The following is a 24005-nucleotide window of genomic DNA, read 5'->3' on the forward strand; positions in this document are numbered from 1 at the left end:
GTTAGTTAAAATGTAATGATTTCAGTGCATTCAGTGCAGACACGGTGTCCACGTCGCGCGGAGACAGTGACTTATAGCCCTCTGCCATAAAGGCTTTGGCCTGAGAGCGAGAGAGTCCAACGTCACGCAGGACTCGCTCAATACTCTTTTGTGAGGGTAATTCGCCGCGGGCAAACGCCGATTTCACGTTGTTTACCCTCGCTTCGTCGTTAGCGGGAAAGGTCACCAGACTCACTTCCCATAAATCCAGCTCTTTTAGTAAAAATGCCTCTTTGCTCCGGTCATATTCCCAATCTTTCAGGATATAGCCGATAGACAGCCCGGAAAGCGAACCGGCTTTCATGTGGGCATGTGCCCGTTTTGCCAATGGATCATCGTCAACCAACAGTCGCCCTTTGAGGTATAGGCCAATCTCATCTTCTTTCATCTCGGTATAGATACCGATCGGCTCATCCATCCGGTGCTGCCAGAGCAACGCGGGCAGGCTGCCTTTGTCACCCCACTGTGTCAGGGTGTTAGCGAACGCTCCCGGCAACACAATATCGTCGTAGCTGTCTTTGACCCCGAAAACCGAACCGTAGCCCTCGAACTCACCGGAGTCGCTGACGGATTTGATTTTCAGGGGAACATCAAGCCGCTGTTTGGTCATCATCGGCATGCGGTTTATCCTCCGTTGGGGGTTTTTTAGCGGTATTCTCCGGTTTGGTCGTCATATTCATCGGGGTAAGATAAATATCACCGCCCTCACGCGGGTTGAGTTCTTCCAGCTCCCGGCACTCGTTCGGTGAGTAGATCCCCCAATTAATCCCGGTCGCGTAGGCTTCAAAGCGGGATTTCATATCACCACGTAACAGGGCACCCGTATTGAACTTGGCATAAAGCCGTCCCTGCTGGCTGCTTTTCACCAGCCCGGCATTAATCCGTTGTTCAATGCGGATGAGATAGGGGACGAGTGAATAGTTGATAAACCCAATCCCTAAATTCTCAATGTTGTTAAAGGTGGCGCGGTCAGTGTTCTGCACCATATGCAGGGGCACCCGGAAGATGCGGCAAATTTCCTCCAACTGAAACTTGCGGGTTTCCAGAAACTGTGCATCTTCGGCGGATAAGCTGATTTGCTGCCATTTCAGCCCGGCCTCCAGGATGAGAGGTTTATGGGCATTGACCAACCCCTGATGGCGGGACTCAAAATCCGCTTTCAGCCGCTCAAAAGCCTCGTTTTTCAGTGGCTGATCCGTTTGCAGGACGCCGCTGGTGACCGCCCCGTTACCGAACAACCGCGACCCGTGCTCTTCGGTCGCCAGCCCTAACCCTATCGCCTGTCGCGCATAGGCAATCGGGCTTAACCCCACAAGTCCATTCAATGTAAAGATGCGCACATGCCAGATTTCATTCTGGCTCAGGGTGGCGGTATCACCGTTCGGAAAGGTCACCTGGTATTCCGGCAGCCAGTCATTATTCAGTTTCGGTGCCACGCTGCCCGGATCGAGGGGCAATAATTCCACCACTTCCCCCAACGCCTTCACCTTGTAGGCATAGAAGTTGCCGCGCAGGCACAGGCAGGCAATCAGCAACTCCCAGAACTCCTGCGGGGTCATGTAGTTATTAGGCTTTACCGACAGTAGCTTATGCAGCCGCTCGTTGACGGCGCGCCGGTTCCCCCTGTCCAGTTGCTCATACAGCGAACAGGGCAGCATACCGACCGATTCTGCCAGCACCCGCACACAACTGAATACGGCGGTCAGTTGCATCGCTAATTGCGGGCTGACCCGCCGTCCGGTGTAAGTGTCATAGGACAAGCCGATCAGTTCGCTCAACTCCCGTGAGGTCATCGGTTCGGCGGATTTTCGAAACAGTCCGGGAAAGAACATCAGGCCTCCCTATCCGGTGTGTGACCCAGCATCCGCGAGACCAGATACGACCAGCCCAGACACAGCCCGCCCGCCACCATGAACCCCGACGCTGGCAACAACAGCCACGCGCCATAAGACAATAGGCCGCCGCCTGCCAGTCCGACCAGCGGGGTAACATAAATTAACAGTTTCATAAAAACCTCAGAGGGAACGTAAACCCCGATTGATCAGGATGTCAGAGAGACTTTCCGGCTGCTCACCCCCATTCACCAGCAACCGGCTCAGGGCAGTAAACAACGCAACGGGACCATCGATTTTGGCTTCCGGCGTGGATTTGTTGGGGAAAATGTTGTCATTTTTATCCGGCTTGATGGTAACGTTACTCATCATCCAGTTCATCACCGGGTGGGCGTTATGGTGGAATTTGCCGCTGTACACCGCCGCTTCCAGTGATTTCATGGCTTCGGACAGGTTACGCACGGTTTGCGCCACTTCCACCAGAGGTACGCCGTCTTCCTTCAGTGCCAGACTGAACTGGAGCGCACTCCACGGATCGAAGCCCAGCTCTTTTAAGTTGTCGCCAGCCACCCATTGCAACAGTTCTTCTTTTATCTGGGCATGATCGACTACCTCACCCTCGGTCAGTGTCAGGACACCCATCTCATCCCACTTGCGGTAAAGCTCCGCCATTTGACGGGAGCAACGTTCCAGTCGGCCTTCCGGTAACCAGAACTTAAAGTCAGCATGGACATGTCCGTTATTGCCCTGCCACACCTTGACGGCGGCACAGATATCAATCTTGTTCGCCAAATCCACGCCGACCCACATCGGGTAGGTTTTCAGTTCATGCGGGGGTGCCAGCGGTTCGCAGTCATCCCACTTAAGCATATCCATCCACGCCGATTCCGCTGTAACCCACAGGTTCATGTGCTTGGTGAAGAAATTGTGCCGCGCTGAGACCTGTTCTTTGGCCTTTTTCGCCAGCCGGCGCAGGTCATCCCAGCGTTTGCAGATACCCAATCCGGGGTTGGCTTTCTGCCACACGGTCTCATCAAACGGGTCGTCGTCTTTATCCAGCGTATAAATCAGGGCGAAGAAGGTGTCATCCGGGGCTTGCCCGCGCAATACCTTGATAGCATAGTCGCGCAGTTCGTAACAAATACCTTCCTTATTAAAGCCCGCCGTCGTGATCCCAAACAGCAGGGACTGCAAGCGTGCACCGGTGGCCGTTTCCAGTACATCCCACACATCACGGGTGCGGTGTGCATGCAGCTCATCGACAATCCCACAATGGATATTGAGGCCATCAAGGTTATTGGCATCACTGGACAGCGGCTCAAACTTGGAGGCCGATTGTTCCTGATAAATCGCCAGCTTATTGAACGCAAACAACCGGCCTAACGTGGGTCTGGCCTGCTTGATCATGCTCTTTGCATCCTCAAACACGATACGGGCCTGATCGCGGGTTGTCGCCGCCGAATACACCTCCGCCCCGCCCTCACTGTCCGCGCCGGTCATGTACAGCCCGATGCCAGAGGATAAGGTCGATTTGGCATTTTTACGTGCCACTTCGTTATACGCGGTACGGAAACGACGCACCATCACCGGTCGTCCGCTGCCATCATTGCGCAGGACGGTTTCGCCAGTCTGTTCATCAATCAGCGGACGGACAAAGCCAAAGATATTGATGAGAATAAAAACATGCCAGTCCATCAGATCAATGGGCTTCCCTGCCAGTGCACCCTTGACATGGGGCACGAATTTGTAAAAGTTCAGGATATGCTGGGCGCGGGGTTCACTGAACACAATGCCACGGGCTTCTCCGGTTTTCAGGTCATTCAGGAAACGCTGGCAGGCGAGCTGCACCAGTTCCCCGGCGACAATCTCACCCGCTACGACCCGTTCGGCGTAGCGAATGCCATCAGATACTTTTGCCATACTAGTCTCTCATCTGTAACAATTCAGCCAGCGGATCGGCCTTGTCTTCTCCGGCCATATTGACCTTGGTGCGACTGGAGGGTGACATACCGAATGCACTCAGCATGGTGTGAATACGCTTCCACGCATCAGCCTTCATGCCGGCCGCTGGGTGGGCTTTGATTAATCCCTGATCGGTTCGGTAGGTGTAGCCTTCTTTCTCCAGTGTGTCGCAGTGCGTCCGGTACTCGACGTAAGCTTCAATCAGTAATTCAAGGGCTTTGGCGTCGAGGTGGGTTAACACGCCGACTTTATCCAGTTCGCCGGCGATCCGCTCATGCCAATAGCGCCCCATTTTCCCGAAATGCTTGGGAACATTAGGCACCCCTTTTTCCGGCATCGGTTCATGGGCGTTAATCGGGCGTTTTGATGGGTTACCCCTCACCAAGCGCAGGTGAGTCGGGGTTGGCGGTCGTCCTGCCATGTGATTTCTCCTGTAAAATGGTGCAGTTGGGGCACCCCAAAAAAAGGTTTGCATTTCGCGGCGATGTGAAAAGAGGTAAGGCGGCGGTCCTTAAGGGTGAGCGGGGTAGCTATTTCACCCGCCCCTCCCTCTGTATGATTATGTCAAAGGTGAATGATTTCCATTGAAACTAAATGCGAATATCGCTGCCGTCTGCCATCTCGTTAGTGACAGCAAAGGTCACCGTTAATGTGGGATGGACATCCTTCCCCTTGGTTTCAACCATCACGTTCTTCTGGTTGGATAACAACGTGCCATCGACGCTCAGGGCATACCCCTTGAAGTTACCACCCTTGAATACCCGTGATAGCTTGACTTGTCTCTCACTCATCGTAGTCTCTCTGTTGCAGTCTTACGTTTATGGCAAGGGAAGCAGAGAAGCTCCAGATTGGTTAGCTCATCTGTTCCACCGTGTGCCTTGGGCTTGATATGGTCAACGGTTGTCCCTGTGATGGCTCTTCCCTCACGTAAGCATTGCTGGCATAAGTGCTTGTCCCGTTGTTTGACATTTGCTCGTAGCTTGTCCCATTTACTACCATAGCCGCGGGCATGTCGGTTCTGGCCTTGCTGGTGAGATTGCCAGCCTGTGTGTAGATGGTCAGGACAGTAGCCGCTGCGATCGATTGTTGTCTTGGGGCAGCCACGCTTGCGGCAAGCTCGGGGGATACGCGGAGGCATAGTGTCACCTCACCACGTCGAAAACAGTCCGCCACGCTCACTCTCACGCGCAACGAATTGACGCAGTTCTTCCCGCACTATCTGGCGAATGTGATTATCATGGGCTTGATTTATCTTCGCTGAGTTAATAGATGCTGACTTAATAAAAATCTTGCCTGCAAAACCGCACTGCTTTTCCATCTCATTGATGATGGTGGCAGCGTCTTTGTATTCCGCCTGCTTCGTACCGACCTCACGCCGACCATGAATGCGATTCATCAGTTCAGCGATATGCCCTAACTGAGATGCCAGTTGGTTTAATGCCTTGGTGTCATATTTGATATCAATGGTAAATGTGCTCTGTGACATTGTGTTCCCCATAAATCAGAATAATTAACTGGTCGGGTTGATATAACCCCGGTGAATCACTTGACTCGATTCCAAGGGTCAATGTATGGGGTATCCAAGTAACGGTCTCGCCCGTGATTAGGGTGAAAATTAAACCTCTGATTCCCCTCAAGTCGAGCTTCAATAGCCTCATCCATTGACGTAAATTCGCCAAGATTAACTGTGTTGTCTAAATGCCTTAGACTGGCTATCCATTTTCGCTTCTTACGATCAAAGCTAACTCCGTTGACGCCACTGATGTTCGTGGAGTGCATGGCTTGGTTTTTCATATTTTGCAAATGAGTAACAAGCCTTAGATTTACAATTCGATTGTCATCACGAATGTGGTTTATATGATCAATAAATAGGCTGCTTGGTATTGATCCATGAGCAAATATCCAAATAGCTCTATGAACACGGATAGCTATCCCTTTAGTATGAACAACCACATACCCACATCCATCCTTACCACCAGCTCTTTTCCCTACGTATTGAAGACTCCACATTTTGTGAGCGAAATCATTATTAAACTGGTGCCTATCTCTTGGCTTCCAATACAGCTCACCAAGTTCTATATTGCATGTGAATACCTCTGATAATTCAGATAATGATAAGTCCATTGCTTTTCCTTATGGTGATAAGCCTAAGTTCACGCGGATATAGCAGTCCACAGAGTTAAAGCAAAACCGCTTACCCCATAGACTTATCCCGTAAGGCTCTGTGTTTGAATGCCCCGTGACGGGCTGATGTAAAACTAATTGATTGGATTAATCAGATTCGGAGTTAAGTAAACCGAAGCCCAAAACCTATACAAAACTCTATCAAGCACCCGTTTATTGGATGCCTTGCAGAATTTTGTAAAATCACCGCTTCCTTGGTTTCTCTGCCGAATATTTACTCGCCCATGCCTTAGCAATGTCCAGACAATCATCAAACAGCTTGCCTTTCCTGCTGGCTGACGCTGAACGGCGGTAATGTTCTTTTGCGCGGTCACTTGCCATCCCTGCTATAGATGAAGAAAAGCCGAGCTTGGTTAACTCGGCCTGTACGTTCTTCTCGATAAACTGTTCGTGGTTCATGCGAGTTCTCCCTCATCATCAGGGAACTCATCAAGTCCGGGCAATGCAAGTTGTGATAATTCAAGAATGGCCTTCTCAGCCTTACGAATCTTCTTAAGATGGTGCTTGCGCAAGTTCATCAAATCACTGCCTTTGCGACCGAAGTTGTCGAATGACCATTTATTGGCAGCCACCAGACGATTCTGCATTTCACCAATGGTCAGCTCCTTGAGGCTTTCCATATCCATCAAGGACAAATCTCGTGGCTGACTTTCCTTTTCTATTAAATCCAGCACCCATTTACGCAGTTCCTTTGCTACAGGAGTGTCAGCCAACATTCCCAACAGATAGAGTCCACGCAATGAAAATATACGAACCCGCGTCTTCAAATTTCTATAAGTAATTGATTCTTTCGAGGTCACTGTTGTAATGACCTCGGTCATGGCTGAAGTGAACTCATCGGAATTAGCGTTATACAGATTGGTTACTGATTTGGTTTTGGCGTAATCCAATAACTGAGCAACTTGTTTACCCGTAAACCAAATTTTCCCATCGCCATTGTCAAAAGGGATCACTTCTTTTTCTTTGAAAGTTAATGCTGTACTCACGATGCTTATCCTTACTTAGGTAATGAACCTTTGCCGAAATAGGAAATCAGCCCATCGAAGAGCATCAGCAAGCTGACTCCTCAAAGGCTCACTCCTAAATAGGGGTTCGATGTTTAGATTGGCGCTTTCGGTGCGCGGTGAAAATAAAAATGCCACCATCCCGTGTGCGTTGGGTACGCGATGGGAACGGGTGGCAGCATGGGTTATTTCTTTAACCACTCAAGGGAATGGGTAGAGGAATAAAAAAACCACCACGGGATGTGATGGCTTGGGGTTTGGTGATAACTAAAGCGTTAGAGTGATTTAATGATCATCATTCATTGTGAGATAGCAACTACACTAAGTTTTTTTCACTTTTTTCTTAGAGTTTGTCTGATATAGTGTCTGGGTAATTTGTGAAGTGAAATAGTCCTCATCCAAAAAACTCAATAGCCTCTTGATGTGTTTTTTTTCTTGTGGCATTGCAATTCTCTTTTCACCGTCATCTTCATATATCTCTAAATCAAGAGTTACGTCATTTACTTTCGCTATGGATAACAAATCGTCTACAGTGTAATCCTCTAAGACTCTTGATTTATTTATCAATGATACTTTCTTCCTTATTACAGTATCTGCGACACTTGTAAGGTCAAATCCATTTGTAATATGGAAATGCTCATGATTCGAAAATGCCCTTAAATCATCATCAGTGGCTTCTTTAAAATATCCATCGACATCGAATATTCTTCTCAACATATGAAAACTTTTGAATTTTAATTTATTATTTTCAAGTATTGCAGTTAACTTATTATCGATAACCAAACCATCGGAATCAGACAATTTAAAGGTATTTTTATCTTGAAATATACTATGAAACAATGTTTTTTTATTATCTATTATTTGCCTTTTATCAAAACATTGAAGATAAGCTTTTATATTGACACCTGTTTCAGATGAAATAATTTCACCAGAAAACAATGCTTTTATGTTAAAAATAGATATCTCCTGAGGACTCCACTCTTGAATTGAGGTAGGAGTCTGAATTGCATCAAGAACACCTATAACATCATCAAAATTATCAATGCAAAAATACTCCGCAGGACTGGTAATATAACCGCCACTAAACTCTACAGATGTTGTGTAATTATTTTCAAAATATTCTTTTTGTTTTTCAAACAAGGTACTTACAGATCTTTGTGTCGTTGAGTCTGTGATAACCCTCACAATTTTACCAGTGTCGGTTATAGCAAATAATTCCATAAGTAATTTCCTTTGTGAATTAAACAACAATGTATGTGTGAGCTGTTAGCTTTATAACATCTAATCTATCGTTATTCACTGAAAATAAATCTGTTTTGGTAATCAATACAAAACTAACACCCGTCTCATCTTCTGCTTCATAAAACTTATAACCGAAGAATGATAGCAACGGATTAAAACTATAACCCTCAGAGAAAGAAACATAAATAAGCAAACTAATGTAAAAGAATGCAGCAATTTTCCAGTCAAGAAATGTTCCAGACGTACTAAGTAATGGAAATAAATATGTCAAAAAGTAATTAGTTACTTCTTTGTTAGCCGGAGTGGCTGTTTTTATATTCTTTTTTGTTTGTTCTGAATGATGAATAGAATAATTCAATATAAAAATACAGAAACAAACACTTATAACTCCTATAGCTATATATACACCAAGCATGATATGGTTTTTTTGGATAAGAGACAAATAGGCCAATGTGATGCATACAGGAGCCACAGAAGTTGCAGTTAATGCAAGACGAGCAAATTTGTTTAAAAACATTCCCTCCTCCTTCATTGTGACTGTATAAAAAACCAGTATACATCAATTAAACTCAAAAACGAATAATTACTTTATATTGATAAATAACACCAACTCATTCAAGAACTAAAACATCAACCACTCAAACGAGTACCAACACCACGCCCTTAACCTACTCCTGCCACTCCTGAGCAAATGATTCTGGGGTGGTGATTAGAATGTCATTGGCCGGGCCACTGCACGAACCCAGCACATAATCCCTTTTTGCAAGTCCGTACGGCCTTCATTCAGCCAACGCATATCAATTTGATGACTGCCCGTTTGTGTGTTGGTAACCACAAGATAGTCATAGAGCTTACCTAGTTCCTCTCCAAGTGCCTTAATCTTGTTCATGCAATCAATGTCATCTTGGGTTAATTCACGGTAACCCGTAATTTTACGGTGTTGGTTTTCCATTATTTCCTCTGCATTCAGTCTTCGCCCAATCCCTCAATCCGAGGAGCTGGGCTTCAAGGGTTTCGAGTTCTCCGAGGAGACGTACATAATCCTGTTCAGCGTCTTTCGCCAGTCGGGCGGGTCTTGAACCATCCACGCCGGAGGGGGCAGCGGTTTCAGACACGGGACACTCGGCTTTGACGTACACGCGCTTAATGTCAGCGCGCAGAGTATCGCTAAGCTCATCAAGTTTAGTCTTGGCATTGGCGAGTTCCTGAATGTGTTTGGTGTCTAACTCTGTGAGGTGCTTGATTTGCTCTTGCTGCTCATTTATCGCGATGACCTGCTCGTCATACTGTAGCTTTAACCTAGCGTATTCTTTGGCTTTGTCCTGATATTTGCCGTAGCCAAACCAGACCAAAGTAGAAAGAACCGCCAGATAGCCGTAAGCCAGGTATTGAGTGTTGAACTTCATAGCAACTCAAACGCTTTTTCAAACGTTGCCTCAGAATAAGGCTGCTTGCCGTTCTCCATCTGTATCATCGCCTTAGTCAATGCTGTCATGATGGATTTATCGTTAACATCAATCACTGCATGGCTGGATACACCGACTGTTTGGCTCACATAGGTAATATAACTCTCAGTGTCATTCTCATTTGGTGGTGCCCAGCGAGAAATAAACTGGCGGATGGTATTATCGCCGTAGAGTTTCACGTAATTGCGCAGGATTTTGAGCATCGCCCGAATACCGTACTCTGGTGCGATAAACTGACAGAATGACTTATCAGTCTGCCTGCTGCACAGTCCCTGCCATTGGTCACCGTGGCGGATATTGCCCGGATTGTTGTTCCTAATACCTCTGGTCACTGTTTATCTCCCAAACGTTTGTTAATGGCACGCAGCGCATATTCCCGCAGCTTCTCAACACCAATAAAACCAATGGCACCGCCGATAGCCGGTGCAAAATTGGCAGGAATGCCGAACATCTCTAACCCACTGGATACACTCCATGACAGCGCACCACACAAGAGTGCCTCGACCCAGCGGTTCTTTCGTTCCACGCCGTCATAAATCAGGCGCCCGTAGCAAATCAAGGCAGCCAAAACAGAGCCGGATATTTGCGGCCATGAGTTTTTCAGGCCGTTTAATATGTCAGCCCATAAGTCAGGATTTTCTTTCATCTTCATATTCCACCCCATCTGAACAATGGGCGTCCGTGGGGTGAACGATGGTTACCCCTGTGAGTCGGTTAAAAGTAATGGGTTGATAGTTAAGGTAGGCTGTTAGATCAGCCAAAAATCAATCAACCCACAGAGGGATGGCTGATTACCTCTAAAAAGGAAAATCATGGATAACGAATTAGTCGAGTATCAACTTGCGTTTTTACTGGCGATCTCAATGGCAGAGGCCGAGGAAAATGCAGGCGATTTGCGTGCAAGGATCACTAAATATATGGATAAATTGTTTAAATCAGACAAATCTCTTCATAAGGAAAAACACGCAAGAGCCTTATCGTCCATATATGCCAAAGCTGATAATATGTATTTTGATATGATCAGAAAAGAAAACTAATCATACCAATCCCCAATCATTTGGGGATTTTTAAATCCTTCATCGTCTTCTCAGCAAAAGCCACTGCTCTGTCATTAAATGCTTTCAAGGTAACTTCATCCGTTACAAAGTCTTCTGAATATTCAAATGAGACCTTCAAGCCGTGTACATCACTAATGCCAGCAACAACAACTTTAGCTGTCAGTGTATTAATAATAGCCGCGCTAAAATCACCGTTACCTTCTTTCGCTAGTTCGAGCTTAGCTCTATCAATCCGGTTAGATTTTTGTGGCATGGAGACTTCGATATTCATCATTCACCTCGCTAGTGAGTTAATAGGTTGCCAGCCGCAATAGGAGAGACTGAGGTTCTGGGGGTGATTGCGGTGGCAAATTTGGAGCTATGTTGTTGACATTACTTATCAGTCACGCTTTAGCATGAGGCCAAACACACAACCAAAACTAAACATTGATACACTAAGGGAAATTAACGTAATTATGGATATTTCCATAAAGCGCCTCACAAAACAAAAAAAAGCCACGCCATGCGCAGCCTTGAATAATGAGCTGTTCGTAATTCCTAACTATTTGAATTTGTTCCGATGCCGGAATTCCGATAACGGGATTTTGAACTACTGCATATTTTGCAGGAGTCAGGTTGTAAACCCTGAGTTGACTACGGGTAGATAACAAAAAACCCCGCCGAAGCGAGGTAAAATGTCTGAAATAAATAAACCAGTAATAACGCTATATCACTGTTTCTCATCTATCGAGAAATGCCAATAAGCTACGTGACATAGCTATCACTCTTATCACAATAGCAGCATTTTTACGATCGTAAAGATTTATTTTTAAAAGTTACTGCATAATTGGTGTTGGTTAATATCCAGCGGCTCTTTCTGGACGTATTTGTCCATTTCCAGTGAAATATCCAGCATCATTAACATGCCCTCAATAACACCCTCTGCCTTTTGTAGCCTCTTCCCAATGTGCGTATCAGAGCAATGATAGTCATATGCCAACTGCATAAACGTCTTGCCAAATACGTAATAGTCGAACAATAAATCATGAGCCTCGCTATTGTTCTTGTTCAGTCTTGCCATGCAACCGGAAATAATGATGGCATCATCATCACAGCACTGCGGGCGTGACTTAACCTTGTTCGGGATTAACCCCTTAAATCCTGCGGCAATAGATGACCAGTGAACACCGTCACTGTTATCAGCCGCCCATGCTCCCCAGCGTTCCAATACCATCTGAATATCACGCATTATGCTGTCTCCGCTGTCTTTTTCATAAATGTCAATTCTCTGGCCTGATCCCCGTTCTGGAGCAGGTCGTTAAAATCACCAAAGTCAGGCCAGCGAACACTGACCTTTTCTAAGTTGTTATTTGCTTTTAGATTTTTAGTTGCACACGCCATTGCCGCCGCATGACCTGTGGCGCTCCAGTCGTTATCTGCGAAGATAATTAAATGCTTAACGCCCCTGGGAACCAGAAAGCGCTCCATAAACCCCGCGTTCACCACTGACCAGGTATTGACGCCGTAGATTTGTTTACAGGACAATGCGGTTTCGATACCCTCTGCAATCCCCAATGTTGAATCAACAGGAAACATACGTATCGCGGGTGACTGAGCATGGTCGCGATAGCTATCTTCCTGCATGGCATCCAGTTTCTTTTGCGGGGTAATATCGGCCTTTCTATCGCCATCAAGGTAGGTGCGGTGCAGATAACACAGCGTACCTTTAGCGTCCGTCACCAATGACCAGATAGCCTGTAGCTTCCCGTTACGGACAGGCTGTTCGGCGCAGTACTTCACATTGTCGGCGGGTAGAACATGAATACCCCGATTTCTCAGGTAGGCTTCACCTTGCGTGCCTTTCAGTCCGGATAAGTTGGTGGCATAGCAGGCGGTCACTCTGTTTCTGAATGTGGTGATATTGGTCTCTTTTTTCCCCACGCTGCGCTTATCCGACTGGATGCCCAATAGCAGATCAATCTCATTGGCCAGTGCCTTATACTCTTTCCCCTGTGTCAGAGTGAGTAACTTCCAGCCATCCCCTGCGTTACAGGTGCAGATGAACGTTCCCCTGCCGTCCCGATCATCAATGCGAAACTTACCTTTTCGCCCGCATATCGGGCACTTCCCTTTAAAATGATGCTTGCCTGTCACAGGCGGCAATTTGTAATAAGCGAAGATCTCAGGCCAGCGCCCTATCACCGCATCGGCGGTTTTTATTCTGTTCATCGTGTTTCGCCCTGACTGGATGACATACCAAAGCGCTCACGGATATCGCTGACCTTGCGTTGAGCCACCTCAAGGCTCAGTTCCCGCTGTTCGTCATTGGACGGCGGCGCTTTCTCCGCTTTCTTGCGGGACTTCGCCCACGCAATCTGTTTATGTTTGATAAAGTTATTCACTTCGGGGGTCAGTTCCTGTGGGGTGTTGTGGAACCCGCGCGGCCAGACACCGAACTTTTCCTTAAAGGTGTTGGCTACCCAGCCATCACTGAACGTCTTGCCCTGTGAAGCCCGCTGGTTCTGGTAGTACTTTAGTTGCGAGTAGAAACCCTGCTTTTCGGCCTGTGTGTAAACACGCTCTTTCTTGCTGAGTTTTTGGATGGTACGACTGGTATCGACCTCAATATCCTCACCTGACAATGGCTTAAAGTCGCATTTCGGGCAGGCATAAACGCCCGCGGGTTTCATGTAATGGCAGGAGGGACATTCTTTAGGTAACTTCTCGCGTTTCTCCTGCTCACGGTAGCTATCACGGGTTTTCATGCCATCGTTTTTATTGGGTAGCTCGTCATACTCGATATCATCGGGGTAACCGAGGCGATGAACCGTGCCGGAGTGATCAAGAATGATGCACCTGTCCTTACCTTTGGCAGTACGCAGGCCCCTGCCGATTGTTTGGAGCCAGCGAATTTCTGACTTGGTAGGGCGAGCGTAGATGATGCACCGGACATCACTGTCAAAACCCGCCACCAGCACGCCCACATTGACGATAATTTTCGTTGCACCCTGCTCAAACCGATGGATAATCAAGTCCCGTTCTTCGGGCGGCGTACTGGCAGTCATGACTTCCGCGTTAACACCCGCGCGATTGAATTCGACCGTGATAAAATTGGCATGGCTGACATTGACGCAAAAACAAATCGTGGGCTGGTTCTCGCCCAATTTCAGCCAACTACTGACGATATCCCCCACCAAATCAGCCCCGCACATGATTTCGGCTATCTCATCTTCCTTGTAGTCACTGCCATACTCAGCACTTCGAGTGGATTTCACCCCCATCAAATCAGGCTTGGTGGGTGCATAGAACTCATAACTACTCAGGTCACCACGCTGGATCAACTCTTTTATCGTGGTCGGCTTAATCAGCTTCTGGTAGTAGTGACCGAGGAACGGCGAGAAAGGAGTTCCTGACAAGCCGATAACCTTGCAATTTGTTTCGGTTGTCAGTCGGGTGATTTCTTCCAGTATCTTTTTGCGTTTCAGATGTGCTTCATCAATCACCAGCAGAGCAATATCTTCGGGAAATTCACGGCGGATTAGCGTATCAGCCGAGGCGATTTGAATTAGCTTAGACGAGTCTTGATTGGGGTGATCACGCCAGATATACGCGATTTCATCTTCCGGTAACCCATATTCGATAAAGCGCTGGGCAGTCTGGTTTATCAGGACGGTAAATGGGGCAACGAAGAGAACCCGCATTCCCTTTGACACAAAGCCGTAGGTGATAAATGCGGATAACGCTGTCTTACCTGCACCTGTGGGTGCGTACACCATGAAAGAGTTGAAGTTCTTCCAGCTCTGACGCAGCATGTTTAGTGCGCGTTCCTGAGCAAGCTTGGGGGTAATTTCTAGCATCCTTTCGCCCCCTGTTTATTTTCCTCGGTTCCCATGCAATAATTCTGCACAGGTAACTCTTCGTTAGTACCGACTGCAAGAACCTGAACAGTTTTACTCGCCAAAGGTTGGCTGTTCGGTTTCTTGCATCCCGCTCTGTTTAGCTGCTTAAGCTCTTTGGTCATCCTCGCAATTACTTTTACCAATGCACCTTCCGCTTCGACTAATGCCTTTCCTAATCCGATTAACAGTCTCTTGTTTTTGTTTAACATTGATACCCTCACTTGAATAATTTCCACTGCCAGAGCACAACCTTTCCTAACTTCTGTGGCTTCTCAGCCCTTGCTAGCACCTGAATTTGGTGGCACGGATCACATCAACGCCGTTCACGCTGTAGCGCAAAGGCTGCTTGCCATCTTTGAGCAGCACGAAGCCGGATATGCCAGTGGGCAGCTCGCTTAATTTCAACAGTGATCGTTTACGCGGTGATCGGTTGTCAGCCTCGATAGCGCATTTCGCCCCTGCGTGAGTGGTCACCATGTAATCGACACGTCCATTACGGCCATCGCTTAATCCGGTCACGGTGAAATTCTTTTGCAGGAACCAGCCTTGCTCACGGATCTTTGCGGTGAGTACCGTTTCAAAGTTCTGCATGTCCGCGACAGTGAGAAATTGCTCTTCCAGTAAGGTGATTAATTTTTCTTTCAGTTCTGTGCTCATTTTTGTTTCCTCAATGGTTATTTTGTATCACTTGGGTAGTACGGCGATTTTTGAAACCCTATTAGTGCACTTAATTAACTTATGTACTCCCTACTGAGATCTATTTAAGTAATGTGTTCTTACTTGGCTGTGCTTTACCTTACTGAACTCTCCAAACCCCCCTTACCCCCCTGGTTCTCTTCCCTAAGGCTTGTACTACTAAACTGATACATACTTACCCCCTATAAACAAACCTAAAACTAAACAACTAACTTCGGCTCTTCGGTATAACCTTTCATCGATCTGTAATTTTTCTTAAAAAACAGTCTTAGCCATGTGTTGGCAGCCCTAGCACCTGTGTTATCCCGTCGATACGGCACGGGATCTTCATCCCGCCGAAGTTTGTAGATATATGCGTATTTATCCCTTGCATATTCCCGCATGCTTGAATTGTTCATGGCGGAAAGAATCTTCTGAATAAATTCCGCGTCACCTGGCTGATAAATTTCGGGCATGGTCACTTTGACGTAATCAGGAAAGTGCCCCATAACTAGACCCCGATTACAGACAATACCCACGCACCCCAGATTGGGATCACCACCAGCACCAGTACATAAACAACCACCGGCTGAATGTTATTCATTGCTTACCTTCGTGGGTGGCTCTTGTGTTGCGCTCTGAGGATCTGGAGCGTGAGTTTCATTTGCAAAAAGTTGATCTAAACTACACTTAATACCCTGAGTCGCTAGTGCATTAATTAACTTTCTAGAAACAGCTATGTCTGGGGCTCTAATCCCTGTTTCATAGTGGCTAATGGCTGAAGGAGTTAAGCCAACCAACATGGCTAAATCTTTTTGTTTTAGATTCGCCATCTGCCTGTATTTTTTGATTAGGTTCATATTGATTCCTCCATATCTAAGAGCATATAAAATATTTTGTGTATAATCAATACAAATTGTACATTGCAATATTCATAATTCAGAAAGAGAATTAATACATGAAAGAGATATGGTATGAGCTGGCCAAGTCCAGAATGAAAGAGCTTGGAATATCCCAAGAAAAACTGGCTGAATCCTTGGAGGTTACACAAGGGGCGGTTGGGCATTGGTTAAATGGAAGGAGAGTTCCTTCTGTCGGAGTGATCATGGAGTTAATGAAAGCCATAGGGCTTGATAATGTTAGCTTTGATTCCGAAGGCCTAGTGACTCATGCAGAAAAAAGCGAGCCGACGCTAAGTACTCACCATGGAACTAGAGTTAACTCTTTAAGAGATCGCCTGAAAGCCACCCTGTCCAAGGAGGGACTAAACCAAAAAGAGCTGGCAGAATTATTAAATGTTAGCGCTCAGACAGTAAATAACTGGTTGAGTAGGAACTCTATTAGCAGAGAAGCAGCACAAAATATCAGTGAAAAATTTGGATACTCCCTTGACTGGCTTTTGAATGGTGTTGGTGAACCAAAATTAAGTGATACATCAAGGCATCATCCGGCATCAGAGATTCCCCCTAAAAACGAATGGCGGACTATTACCACATGGGATAGCAGTACCCCATTAGATGATAATGAAGTGGAAGTACCGTTTTTGAAAGATATAGAATTTGCCTGTGGTAGCGGGCGTTGTGTGGATATTGATTATAACGGCTATAAGTTGCGCTTCTCAAAGGCAACATTGAGAAGAATTGGCGCTCCGACAGATGGATCAACAATCCTATGCTTCCCTGCGAAAGGGAACAGCATGGAGCCAATTATACCAGACGGCTCCACTGTAGCCATTGATACAGCAAATAAAAATATTACAGACGGAAAGGTTTACGCTATTGAACAAGATGGATTAAAACGAATAAAGTGTCTATACCGAAAACCAGGAGGAAAGTTGCTTATTCGTAGCTACAATCGTGATGAGCATGATGACGAGATGGCCGATCAAAGCAGCGTGAATATTATTGGAAAGCTATTTTGGTACTCAGTGATGTATTACTAAATGCTCTATAACCCATATCCACACCCGCCAACTCCAACCCTCTATGTGAGGGTTTTTTTGTATTAGCTGTCGCTGACATACTGTGATATTGCCCGCATTTTTACAACTCAAAAAAACAACATATCATTATTAATCAATATGTTAAAATTTTTATTTTATCTTCAACATAAATACATGTTGATCGTGAAAAATACATAACGTATTATTTATACACACCAAAAATACACAGCACCAACTCTTTAGGGATACTTATGTCTACTGAAATGAATGAAATCGAAAAAAAAGTGACTCAATCTAGCACCATACTTGCAATGCTTTCCAAATACAACAAAACAATGGAGCCTGTGGATGTAGCTGTCTTGATAGATCTGGCCAGCGAACTTAGTACCGATATATCTAGTTGGTTCATAAATAGAAAACCATGAAAACATTTATCTTCGGCGCAATTGAGCGTTCCAATATGGAACAAACACGCCCTATATGTGTTAAAGCTCAAGCGCGCGATGAACAAGAAGCAAGAAGGTTATTAGCGCCCTTATATGTCATTTACGGCTGGATGGGTCAAATAGTTAATTGTAACCAAGATAAATAATATTAATTTTGAGGGTATAAAAATGAAAAAATCAGTAACTAATATCAATAATACTTTGGTGACTGAGATAAACAATAGCCAAATTAAAGGGCAGCAATCGCTACCCTGTGGCGATAAGCCTTTTATTTATGCTGCTAACTTAAATCTTTATGAACTTATTGCGTGGCTTCAAAATGAAATTAATGCACTTAATCGCCGTGAAAGAGCACTTTGCATTATATCGAAAACAGTCGATTCATTGGAGCTTGAAATTAATTCTCTTGTGACTCATCAGCCTTTTTCAGAGTCTGTTCACCTGAGCCAAGAATCCAATTTACTTTTAGATTCCAATCAATGCCAGATGCGTCTTTGTTCAGCTTTAAACTATTTACGTAGTTTTGGGCTTTCTGAGGTAGATTTTCCGGGACAAGGTCTTTCAGAAGAGCAAAGACAATCCATTCGAGCGGATTGGTTTCCAGTTCCCGAAGAGAAACTTGATACCGAGTAAACAGTAAATGTTTAAGAGCCTTATCACCTCTTAGCGGCTCAAATATTGTTGCATGCTGTTTTCGGTATTCATAGCTAACTATTTCAAGCAATAAAATTAAATAAGAATGTATTCTGGCGCTATCAGGATCACCTTTGGAAATTATGTTTTGGCTGGTGTAGCTGGCGCCATACGAAGGGAAAATAGCTTTTTGAATCTCTATAAATAAGTTCGAATAAACAGACATAAATAAATACCTTCTTGGTTGTTGTAGGGGCTACCAAGAGTACCACCACCTTAAAGGTAAAATAAAAAGGTGAATCAGCATAATTTGATCAAGGAGACAAAAATGTTAATTCTAACCCGTCGCCGACAAGAGAAAATCATCATAGGTGATGATATCGAAGTTGTAATACTAGGCATCAACGGCAATCAAATTAAAATAGGTGTTAAGGCACCAAAAGATACTCCTGTACACCGTGAGGAAATATATCAACGTATTCAGCAAGAATATAATGAGGCAGAGTGATATGAAAACAAAAATATCAGTTGGTGATAAATCTTATTTAGAGAATGCATTGGAAATTAATGAAGAAATGCAGGCTTTATTAGCACCATTATTAAAATTATCTGAGGAAGATATAGATACCGATGTTTATTTAAAGTTACGAGCCACGCATAGATTGTCAATGTGTCAGTATCGTGACCTGAATGCATTAAACAATAACTTCAATAAATAATCAGGGTGGAATATGTCAAACAGCCTACAAGCAGCCGTTGAAATTGCAGAAGAAATTGAGGCGTCAATAGTTCCAGTAATGACTGCAACTCAAAATGAAGCCGAACCGGATACTTATTTAATGTGCCGTGGTGTGCATCGTCAGACTTGTGATTTAGCTCAGCGGTTAAGAGACATTAATAAAGATTATATCATGTCAGATAATCAGGCATTCGATGAATTGGAAGGTGTTGCGAATGAAATAGAAAATCTAAGAACGTATGTTTCTTTATTAATTGATACGGATAAAAGTCTGACCGGTGCACAATTACTTAGCATTGCATTGATTGCAGTCTGTAATATAGGCAAAGAAATAGCACGAGTCCGAGGAGTAGAATACCAATGATGAATAACATCTTCTATCACATTCGTTTCAACAATGAACAAATCTCAGAAATGAGTGACCATGATTTACTGTTTTTATCTTCATCAAGTCATGAGGTTATTTATTCGGTAACAAGTGGAATGAAGGCTATTGCCAATTTAGCAGGTGCAGCAGTTAACGGTGAGGAATATTCGCCCGATGAAGCAATGACTGACCTTGATAGATTATCGCGACTGTTTTCTGTATTACCTCTTATTATCGAGGCCGAATACGTAAATAACGTGAATGCAGTTAGTGAATTAAGAGAAAGAAGAAGCAAAACTCAATCAAAATAAAAACAACAAAACAAATTTAATTACAGCGCCATCGCTGGGGGATCGCTCACGCTGAAAACGGGAAATAGAAAATGACACAATCAACTTTGCTTGAAAGAAAGCGAAAGGCATTAGTAAACGCGAAATTGGATTCATTAAAAAGTAAGTACGGCGTTCATACCGATATAGTCACAGTAAAAAACACTAAATATCGATTGGATTTAGACGAAGAAGTATTAACAAATGCTTTGATTCATCACTTTGAAAGAAGTGTGAGATTAAGTCTGAAAGGGCAATTTGTTGCTGAAGGTGCCCTAATAAAGATATACGAAAACTTTTATACCAAATTCGGAAATTTAACCGAAGAAGGTGAAGCATTTATGACTGAGATTTTAGAAAACGTTGCACAAAAAACGGAGCCAATAACATGACAAATAAATCCTATTTAGATTTTGCTGATACAGCTATTCAGATGGAAAAAGAAGAAAAGTATGACCTTGCAGCCGAATATTGGGGAAAGGCCAAAAATGTAGCCACCAATTTAAAGAATCAACTCTGGACTGAATATCGCCAAGAGCATAACGAAAAAAGACATTCATTACATCATTGTCATAGTACGGCATTAAGAAGCCAAAAAGAAAATAGACGAATGGCCGCAGCATTAAAAAGGCACATGAAAAAACAAGCGGTGAATAATGACAGCATATGAACAAGCAATACAAGAAGCCAAAGAATTAGAAAGCCAAAATTTATTTCGTCGCGCTGCTGATAAATGGGGTAAAGCACTTTCATTATCTCAGGATAAAAAACAAGAACAGGAATGCACCAAGAATAATTTGCGCTGCGTTCGGAAAGCACAAATCAAAATACAGGAGGGGTTGTAATGACCAAGAAAAATGAATTAGTTCCAGTATCCGCCAAAGAATTACAGATCGTTGAGTATCGCGGTCAGCGTGTTGTGACTACCGAACAATTAGCTGCGGGGTATGGAGCTACTGAAAAAATGATTACCAATAATTTCAGTAGAAACAAAGAAAGGTTTGTTGATGGTAAACACTATTTTTGGGTTGAAGGTGATGAGTTGCAGTCACTTAAGAACTGCCCCTCTTTAAGAGGTTCAGTTAACAAACATGCAAGAAACCTCATTCTCTGGACAGAACGCGGCGCGGCGAACCACTCCAAGATGCTAGAAACCGACCAAGCTTGGAATTACTTCGATGACCTGACCGAGTTCTACTTCACTCGCCGTGACAGCATCACAACGGAAGCTGAGTTACTCAGTAATCCCGCGAAGCTACGTTCAATGCTGTCTGTGTATGCCGAGAATGTTGAGCGCCTTGAGGGTGAAAATAAAACCCTGAGCGCCACCGTGGACAGTCTGGAAAAGCACTTTACCAAAGGCATGACCATTCCCGCTTTCTGTAAGGGCTTGAATGGTGTGAATACCACCAAAATCATGTGGTGGGCAATGGAGCGCAACTGGCTCTACAACGAACAAAAAGACCCTGAGAAAAAGCCGCGCTGGCGTGTCGCTTCATACGCCCGTGATCGCTATCTCACCGAAGATGAAAACGAGATAAAGCCTCATGGACAAGATCCCTTTATCACCCGCACCGCTGTGTTATTGGAAAAAGGCTGCCATCGCCTCTATGCCCTGTACATGAAAGGCGAACTTCCCATGAAGAAGAGCTGGAACGGCGAATACCAACACGATAAAGCAGTTTATACACCGGAGGGCAAGTAATGAGCAAACACACTAAAACAGCATTTGATTACGGCAAGTATGGCGTGATTGTCATCACTGAGGCGGCGAATACTGAAATCGTAGGTTATGTAGAGGCACTGAAATCATTAGACGCGGGTCAGTATGACCGCGATTTATTGCTGGGTTTTGATTTGGTACTAGCGATTTATCATGGCTGGAAAGCAGGCTTTTATAAGCCCACCAGCGAACAGAGGGTGATGCTATGGCGGTGGATTGTCTCAGCCTCATTTATCCGGGAGCAAATAGACAGAAACGGCACCCGTGAGGTTGATAACGGTCAGGGCGGCACTGATACCGCCGCTATTTATCTTAATGGTGCATCTGCAATCACGGTGTACCCACTGGCAGAGCGCCTGATGCTGGCAACCCATGTTGAGGGGTTCGCCTTTGAGCAGTTCGGCAGCGAAGAAGGGGCAGATATGGCGCTAAGAATGTACATGGATTTCGTTAATAAGCAGCCAGAGGAAGGTAACTGGTTATCCGAGAAAGGGCGTGAGGGACTTTCTATCCTGCACGATGAATTAATCGAAGCGGTCGAGTCTGGTGAGTTTGACCCTATGCCGATCTTTCATTGAGAGGAAGCCCACATGATAACGAAAAACTTTCGCCTCAACGCACTCGCGAATACTTACGCAGCCGCTATCTATCACGACGTAACGACCCGTAACGGCGGCGATCACTTCACAATGCGAGTCGGAAAAACGGAAATCAATGTCGCTATTGTCGATGGAATAAAAGGCATTCGTGAACTGGTGGATAGTTACGCACTGGAAGCACTACAACAGCGTTATCCAGTATGGGAAGTGATAGCTATTAACCTAATGGAAAAATGCGTAGTCAATGGCTCTCTGACAGGTTACGGGCGTGAAATATGGCAAAGCATGATCAATGACATGGGCGACACGCTGGCAGCCAAGGGGATGTTTCAATGACTGAGGAGCACCGCCAGATGGTGGATATTAACGACGAACTGGTCAGAACGGTAGTCCACATCGACGATGGCAGGGATCACACCAAGCGGCATATCCACCGCATGAGACGCAATCAACATATTCACGAGGGCATCTGCCCTCCTCTGCCACCCGCACCCAAAGTGGCAGAAGTGAAGATAACTCCAATGAAGAAAGGTAACAGCGTAAGACGGGGTAAAAAATATGAAAGGTAAATTACTTCCTGTAGTTGTCGGTGTTGAGATTCCTCTTGATGAATTCGGGCGCTACAACCTGAACACATTACATAAGGCCAGTGGAGAGAACGAAAATAAAGCACCTAACCAATGGTTGAGAACCAAGTACGCAAAAGAGCTTATCGCAGAACTGGAAGCTAAGTTATTGAAAAACAATCAGACGGCATATTTGCAGTCTGGTCAAAAAGCAGTCGACATAAATAATGGTGGTTCTTCACCGGGCACTTACGCACATGAGCTGATAGCCGTCTCTTATGCAGGGTGGATTCGACCGGATTTTCAGCTTGACGTGAACCAGGCATTTATCGATTTCAAATCGGGAAATTCAGGCATTGGGATTAATGCCCTTCCTTCTCTCGATCACATGGTTGGAAGATTTGATGAGTTACGCCACCAGCTCGCACGGGATGAAAAGAACGAAGCTGAGTTACTTTCTGTGTGCAGCCAAATCATGAACGCACGAAAAAAGACCAAAGGGAAGCGCCAGAAAATGATTAGCGCACTGGAAGAAGCAGGCCAGATGGCTATCGACCTTAACAGTGGAGAAGAGCAATGATCAGCATCGATAACGCACAGAATGAAATTGGTTTACCCGGTCACATTGACGACGGGCGCGAGTGGGCAGACTGGTTATTGAAGAAGGTGGAAGAAAGCAAGAAAACCCAAACAATCCCTTGGGTCAGCGTTCAGGACAGGATGCCTGTAGATGATGATAAGTGGGTTCCCTTGTGTCTTGTTTATGTTTCTTTTGGCTCTATTTCCCGCGCAGGTTACGACTACTGGAATACCGACACGCAACAATGGTCAGAACACGAAAACAATGAAGTCACACACTGGTGCTATATGGATGATATCCCTGCTCCAGTAACACAGGAGAATTGATGTGAAAATCAAAACAAGTGATCTGACAGGTAAAGTGTTGGATTGGGCTGTGGCCTTGTCTTTAGGAGCAGAGATTTGTAGTAAGGGTCGTTTTCTGGAATTACCAAGTGGGCATTTTGTAGATAAAAAAAGTAGATATTATTCATTTAAGCCATCTTCTGATTGGTCTATATGCGTCCAGTTAATTGATAAATATCTAGATAGCTTAACCCGTATGTGTATTGATTCTCCTTGGATAGCATCTTGTAAGGCGGTAACAGTGAATGATTTTTCCATTTGGAAAGTACAGGAAGGCCAAACTCCACAAATCGCCATCTGTCGCGCTGTAGTCTCTTCTAAATTAGGCGACGAAGTTGACATCCCTGATGAGCTGGTGGAGAGGGCAAATGACAATGGCCAGAAATGACCAATATCT

At 45.1% G+C, this 24005-nt stretch carries 43 protein-coding genes and 2 pseudogenes; 19 read left to right on the forward strand and 26 right to left on the reverse strand.

All coding sequences use genetic code 11. The features are described from left to right. Position 1: 1 nt before the first annotated feature. From ACE1SE_RS15545 to ACE1SE_RS15625, 17 genes are all read right to left on the reverse strand, one after another. Complete coding sequence (locus tag ACE1SE_RS15545; RefSeq protein WP_374053691.1) at positions 2-652, reverse strand: HK97 family phage prohead protease; 651 nt, start codon at positions 650-652, stop codon at positions 2-4. Then, complete coding sequence (locus ACE1SE_RS15550; protein WP_374051638.1) at positions 630-1871, reverse strand: phage portal protein; 1242 nt, start codon at positions 1869-1871, stop codon at positions 630-632. The genes ACE1SE_RS15545 and ACE1SE_RS15550 overlap by 23 nt, the downstream gene beginning before the upstream one ends. Continuing rightward, positions 1871-2047 carry a hypothetical protein gene (locus ACE1SE_RS15555; RefSeq protein ID WP_374051639.1) on the reverse strand — a complete coding sequence of 59 codons (177 nt, stop codon included), beginning with the start codon at positions 2045-2047 and terminating at the stop codon, positions 1871-1873. The genes ACE1SE_RS15550 and ACE1SE_RS15555 overlap by 1 nt, the downstream gene beginning before the upstream one ends. 7 nt (positions 2048-2054) lie before the next feature. Next, positions 2055-3791, reverse strand: a complete 1737-nt coding sequence (locus tag ACE1SE_RS15560; RefSeq protein WP_374051640.1) for a terminase large subunit — start codon at positions 3789-3791, stop codon at positions 2055-2057. A 1-nt stretch (position 3792) separates the two neighbouring features. Then, complete coding sequence (locus tag ACE1SE_RS15565; RefSeq protein WP_374051641.1) at positions 3793-4254, reverse strand: phage terminase small subunit P27 family; 462 nt, start codon at positions 4252-4254, stop codon at positions 3793-3795. Between the two features lie 169 nt (positions 4255-4423). Beyond that, complete coding sequence (locus tag ACE1SE_RS15570) at positions 4424-4624, reverse strand: hypothetical protein (protein WP_374051642.1); 201 nt, start codon at positions 4622-4624, stop codon at positions 4424-4426. Continuing rightward, positions 4621-4971, reverse strand: a complete 351-nt coding sequence (locus ACE1SE_RS15575; protein WP_374051643.1) for an HNH endonuclease — start codon at positions 4969-4971, stop codon at positions 4621-4623. Before ACE1SE_RS15575 ends, ACE1SE_RS15570 begins: the two co-directional genes overlap by 4 nt. A 9-nt stretch (positions 4972-4980) precedes the next feature. Then, positions 4981-5319, reverse strand: coding sequence for a hypothetical protein (locus ACE1SE_RS15580; protein ID WP_374051644.1), 339 nt, complete (start codon positions 5317-5319; stop codon positions 4981-4983). A 56-nt stretch (positions 5320-5375) separates the two neighbouring features. Beyond that, entirely contained in the window at positions 5376-5957 is a 582-nt protein-coding gene (locus ACE1SE_RS15585) for an HNH endonuclease signature motif containing protein (protein ID WP_374051645.1), read from the reverse strand. 243 nt (positions 5958-6200) lie between these two features. Continuing rightward, positions 6201-6416, reverse strand: coding sequence for a hypothetical protein (locus ACE1SE_RS15590; RefSeq protein WP_374051005.1), 216 nt, complete (start codon positions 6414-6416; stop codon positions 6201-6203). Further along, the gene (locus ACE1SE_RS15595; RefSeq protein ID WP_374051006.1) at positions 6413-7003 is read right to left on the reverse strand and encodes a BRO-N domain-containing protein; all 591 of its coding nucleotides are present in this window, start codon (positions 7001-7003) and stop codon (positions 6413-6415) included. Before ACE1SE_RS15595 ends, ACE1SE_RS15590 begins: the two co-directional genes overlap by 4 nt. 339 nt (positions 7004-7342) lie before the next feature. Then, positions 7343-8242, reverse strand: coding sequence for a Kiwa anti-phage protein KwaB-like domain-containing protein (locus ACE1SE_RS15600; protein WP_374051007.1), 900 nt, complete (start codon positions 8240-8242; stop codon positions 7343-7345). Positions 8243-8261: 19 nt separating this feature from the next. Further along, on the reverse strand, positions 8262-8780 hold the full coding sequence (locus tag ACE1SE_RS15605) for a KwaA family protein (protein WP_374051008.1): 519 nt from the start codon (positions 8778-8780) through the stop codon (positions 8262-8264). A 192-nt stretch (positions 8781-8972) separates the two neighbouring features. Then, the gene (locus tag ACE1SE_RS15610) at positions 8973-9215 is read right to left on the reverse strand and encodes an Acb2/Tad1 domain-containing protein (protein ID WP_374051009.1); all 243 of its coding nucleotides are present in this window, start codon (positions 9213-9215) and stop codon (positions 8973-8975) included. After that, positions 9196-9669 carry a lysis protein gene (locus ACE1SE_RS15615; protein WP_374051328.1) on the reverse strand — a complete coding sequence of 158 codons (474 nt, stop codon included), beginning with the start codon at positions 9667-9669 and terminating at the stop codon, positions 9196-9198. Before ACE1SE_RS15615 ends, ACE1SE_RS15610 begins: the two co-directional genes overlap by 20 nt. Further along, positions 9666-10061: a structural protein gene (locus ACE1SE_RS15620; RefSeq protein ID WP_374051646.1), complete on the reverse strand. Its 396-nt coding sequence runs from the start codon at positions 10059-10061 to the stop codon at positions 9666-9668. Before ACE1SE_RS15620 ends, ACE1SE_RS15615 begins: the two co-directional genes overlap by 4 nt. Further along, positions 10058-10381 (reverse strand): phage holin, lambda family, encoded by a 324-nt coding sequence (locus tag ACE1SE_RS15625; RefSeq protein WP_374051647.1) that lies wholly within the window; start codon positions 10379-10381, stop codon positions 10058-10060. Before ACE1SE_RS15625 ends, ACE1SE_RS15620 begins: the two co-directional genes overlap by 4 nt. 160 nt (positions 10382-10541) lie before the next feature. Between ACE1SE_RS15625 and ACE1SE_RS15630 the strand changes: the two genes are divergently transcribed. Continuing rightward, positions 10542-10766 (forward strand): hypothetical protein, encoded by a 225-nt coding sequence (locus ACE1SE_RS15630; RefSeq protein WP_374051648.1) that lies wholly within the window; start codon positions 10542-10544, stop codon positions 10764-10766. A gap of 16 nt (positions 10767-10782) precedes the next feature. Here ACE1SE_RS15630 and ACE1SE_RS15635 read toward each other — a convergent pair whose 3' ends face one another. The 8 genes from ACE1SE_RS15635 to ACE1SE_RS15670 form a co-directional block, all read right to left on the reverse strand. After that, positions 10783-11061 carry a hypothetical protein gene (locus ACE1SE_RS15635; RefSeq protein ID WP_374051649.1) on the reverse strand — a complete coding sequence of 93 codons (279 nt, stop codon included), beginning with the start codon at positions 11059-11061 and terminating at the stop codon, positions 10783-10785. 534 nt (positions 11062-11595) lie between these two features. Further along, on the reverse strand, positions 11596-12015 hold the full coding sequence (locus ACE1SE_RS15640) for an antiterminator Q family protein (RefSeq protein WP_374051650.1): 420 nt from the start codon (positions 12013-12015) through the stop codon (positions 11596-11598). After that, a complete protein-coding gene (locus ACE1SE_RS15645) occupies positions 12015-12995 on the reverse strand; it encodes a DUF7146 domain-containing protein (RefSeq protein ID WP_374051651.1) in 981 nt (326 codons plus the stop codon). Before ACE1SE_RS15645 ends, ACE1SE_RS15640 begins: the two co-directional genes overlap by 1 nt. After that, on the reverse strand, positions 12992-14623 hold the full coding sequence (locus ACE1SE_RS15650) for a DEAD/DEAH box helicase (RefSeq protein ID WP_374051652.1): 1632 nt from the start codon (positions 14621-14623) through the stop codon (positions 12992-12994). The genes ACE1SE_RS15645 and ACE1SE_RS15650 overlap by 4 nt, the downstream gene beginning before the upstream one ends. Continuing rightward, complete coding sequence (locus ACE1SE_RS15655) at positions 14617-14874, reverse strand: hypothetical protein (protein WP_374051653.1); 258 nt, start codon at positions 14872-14874, stop codon at positions 14617-14619. The genes ACE1SE_RS15650 and ACE1SE_RS15655 overlap by 7 nt, the downstream gene beginning before the upstream one ends. A gap of 73 nt (positions 14875-14947) precedes the next feature. Further along, complete coding sequence (locus ACE1SE_RS15660) at positions 14948-15322, reverse strand: hypothetical protein (protein WP_374051654.1); 375 nt, start codon at positions 15320-15322, stop codon at positions 14948-14950. 239 nt (positions 15323-15561) lie between these two features. Next, positions 15562-15849 (reverse strand): hypothetical protein, encoded by a 288-nt coding sequence (locus tag ACE1SE_RS15665; protein ID WP_374051655.1) that lies wholly within the window; start codon positions 15847-15849, stop codon positions 15562-15564. An 87-nt stretch (positions 15850-15936) separates the two neighbouring features. Further along, complete coding sequence (locus tag ACE1SE_RS15670) at positions 15937-16200, reverse strand: helix-turn-helix domain-containing protein (protein ID WP_374051656.1); 264 nt, start codon at positions 16198-16200, stop codon at positions 15937-15939. A 98-nt stretch (positions 16201-16298) separates the two neighbouring features. Between ACE1SE_RS15670 and ACE1SE_RS15675 the strand changes: the two are divergent. From ACE1SE_RS15675 to ACE1SE_RS15690, 4 genes and pseudogenes are all read left to right on the forward strand, one after another. Then, positions 16299-16446, forward strand: a pseudogene (locus ACE1SE_RS15675) (helix-turn-helix transcriptional regulator); the annotation flags it as partial. A gap of 131 nt (positions 16447-16577) precedes the next feature. Continuing rightward, a complete protein-coding gene (locus ACE1SE_RS15680; protein WP_374053692.1) occupies positions 16578-17282 on the forward strand; it encodes an XRE family transcriptional regulator in 705 nt (234 codons plus the stop codon). Between the two features lie 251 nt (positions 17283-17533). Then, positions 17534-17707, forward strand: a complete 174-nt coding sequence (locus ACE1SE_RS15685) for a hypothetical protein (RefSeq protein WP_374051657.1) — start codon at positions 17534-17536, stop codon at positions 17705-17707. Further along, positions 17704-17874 (forward strand): host cell division inhibitor Icd-like protein, encoded by a 171-nt coding sequence (locus tag ACE1SE_RS15690; RefSeq protein WP_374051658.1) that lies wholly within the window; start codon positions 17704-17706, stop codon positions 17872-17874. The genes ACE1SE_RS15685 and ACE1SE_RS15690 overlap by 4 nt, the downstream gene beginning before the upstream one ends. Positions 17875-18125: 251 nt before the next feature. Here ACE1SE_RS15690 and ACE1SE_RS15695 read toward each other — a convergent pair whose 3' ends face one another. Further along, the gene (locus ACE1SE_RS15695; protein ID WP_374051659.1) at positions 18126-18587 is read right to left on the reverse strand and encodes an ECs1072 family phage-associated protein; all 462 of its coding nucleotides are present in this window, start codon (positions 18585-18587) and stop codon (positions 18126-18128) included. Between the two features lie 102 nt (positions 18588-18689). On the opposite strand from ACE1SE_RS15695, the gene csrA reads away from it, so the two are divergent. From csrA to ACE1SE_RS15765, 14 genes and pseudogenes are all read left to right on the forward strand, one after another. Then, positions 18690-18869, forward strand: coding sequence for a carbon storage regulator CsrA (csrA, locus tag ACE1SE_RS15700; RefSeq protein ID WP_374051660.1), 180 nt, complete (start codon positions 18690-18692; stop codon positions 18867-18869). 1 nt (position 18870) lies between these two features. After that, a complete protein-coding gene (locus tag ACE1SE_RS15705; protein ID WP_374051661.1) occupies positions 18871-19080 on the forward strand; it encodes a hypothetical protein in 210 nt (69 codons plus the stop codon). 12 nt (positions 19081-19092) lie between these two features. Further along, the gene (locus tag ACE1SE_RS15710) at positions 19093-19464 is read left to right on the forward strand and encodes a hypothetical protein (protein ID WP_374051662.1); all 372 of its coding nucleotides are present in this window, start codon (positions 19093-19095) and stop codon (positions 19462-19464) included. Next, positions 19461-19778: a hypothetical protein gene (locus ACE1SE_RS15715; protein WP_374051663.1), complete on the forward strand. Its 318-nt coding sequence runs from the start codon at positions 19461-19463 to the stop codon at positions 19776-19778. The genes ACE1SE_RS15710 and ACE1SE_RS15715 overlap by 4 nt, the downstream gene beginning before the upstream one ends. Positions 19779-19849: 71 nt before the next feature. Next, the gene (locus ACE1SE_RS15720; protein WP_374051664.1) at positions 19850-20188 is read left to right on the forward strand and encodes a hypothetical protein; all 339 of its coding nucleotides are present in this window, start codon (positions 19850-19852) and stop codon (positions 20186-20188) included. Continuing rightward, the gene (locus ACE1SE_RS15725) at positions 20185-20466 is read left to right on the forward strand and encodes an ANR family transcriptional regulator (RefSeq protein WP_374051665.1); all 282 of its coding nucleotides are present in this window, start codon (positions 20185-20187) and stop codon (positions 20464-20466) included. Before ACE1SE_RS15720 ends, ACE1SE_RS15725 begins: the two co-directional genes overlap by 4 nt. Further along, positions 20453-20641 (forward strand): PerC family transcriptional regulator, encoded by a 189-nt coding sequence (locus ACE1SE_RS15730; protein ID WP_374051666.1) that lies wholly within the window; start codon positions 20453-20455, stop codon positions 20639-20641. The genes ACE1SE_RS15725 and ACE1SE_RS15730 overlap by 14 nt, the downstream gene beginning before the upstream one ends. Further along, a complete protein-coding gene (locus tag ACE1SE_RS15735) occupies positions 20641-21501 on the forward strand; it encodes an ORF6N domain-containing protein (protein WP_374051667.1) in 861 nt (286 codons plus the stop codon). Before ACE1SE_RS15730 ends, ACE1SE_RS15735 begins: the two co-directional genes overlap by 1 nt. Further along, positions 21501-22097, forward strand: a complete 597-nt coding sequence (locus ACE1SE_RS15740; protein ID WP_374051668.1) for a hypothetical protein — start codon at positions 21501-21503, stop codon at positions 22095-22097. The genes ACE1SE_RS15735 and ACE1SE_RS15740 overlap by 1 nt, the downstream gene beginning before the upstream one ends. Before the next feature lie 12 nt (positions 22098-22109). Next, positions 22110-22454, forward strand: a complete 345-nt coding sequence (locus ACE1SE_RS15745) for a hypothetical protein (RefSeq protein ID WP_374051669.1) — start codon at positions 22110-22112, stop codon at positions 22452-22454. Next, complete coding sequence (locus ACE1SE_RS15750) at positions 22451-22687, forward strand: hypothetical protein (RefSeq protein WP_374051670.1); 237 nt, start codon at positions 22451-22453, stop codon at positions 22685-22687. The genes ACE1SE_RS15745 and ACE1SE_RS15750 overlap by 4 nt, the downstream gene beginning before the upstream one ends. Continuing rightward, positions 22677-23025, forward strand: a pseudogene (locus tag ACE1SE_RS15755) (KilA-N domain-containing protein); the annotation flags it as partial. The gene ACE1SE_RS15750 and the pseudogene ACE1SE_RS15755, both read left to right, overlap by 11 nt. Before the next feature lie 235 nt (positions 23026-23260). Beyond that, complete coding sequence (locus ACE1SE_RS15760; RefSeq protein ID WP_374051671.1) at positions 23261-23590, forward strand: hypothetical protein; 330 nt, start codon at positions 23261-23263, stop codon at positions 23588-23590. Position 23591: 1 nt separating this feature from the next. Further along, positions 23592-23996: a phage protein NinX family protein gene (locus ACE1SE_RS15765; protein ID WP_374051672.1), complete on the forward strand. Its 405-nt coding sequence runs from the start codon at positions 23592-23594 to the stop codon at positions 23994-23996. Positions 23997-24005 lie beyond the last annotated feature (9 nt).

It is taken from the genome of Xenorhabdus taiwanensis (assembly GCF_036512875.1).
Classification (GTDB): Bacteria; Pseudomonadota; Gammaproteobacteria; order Enterobacterales; family Enterobacteriaceae; genus Xenorhabdus; species Xenorhabdus taiwanensis.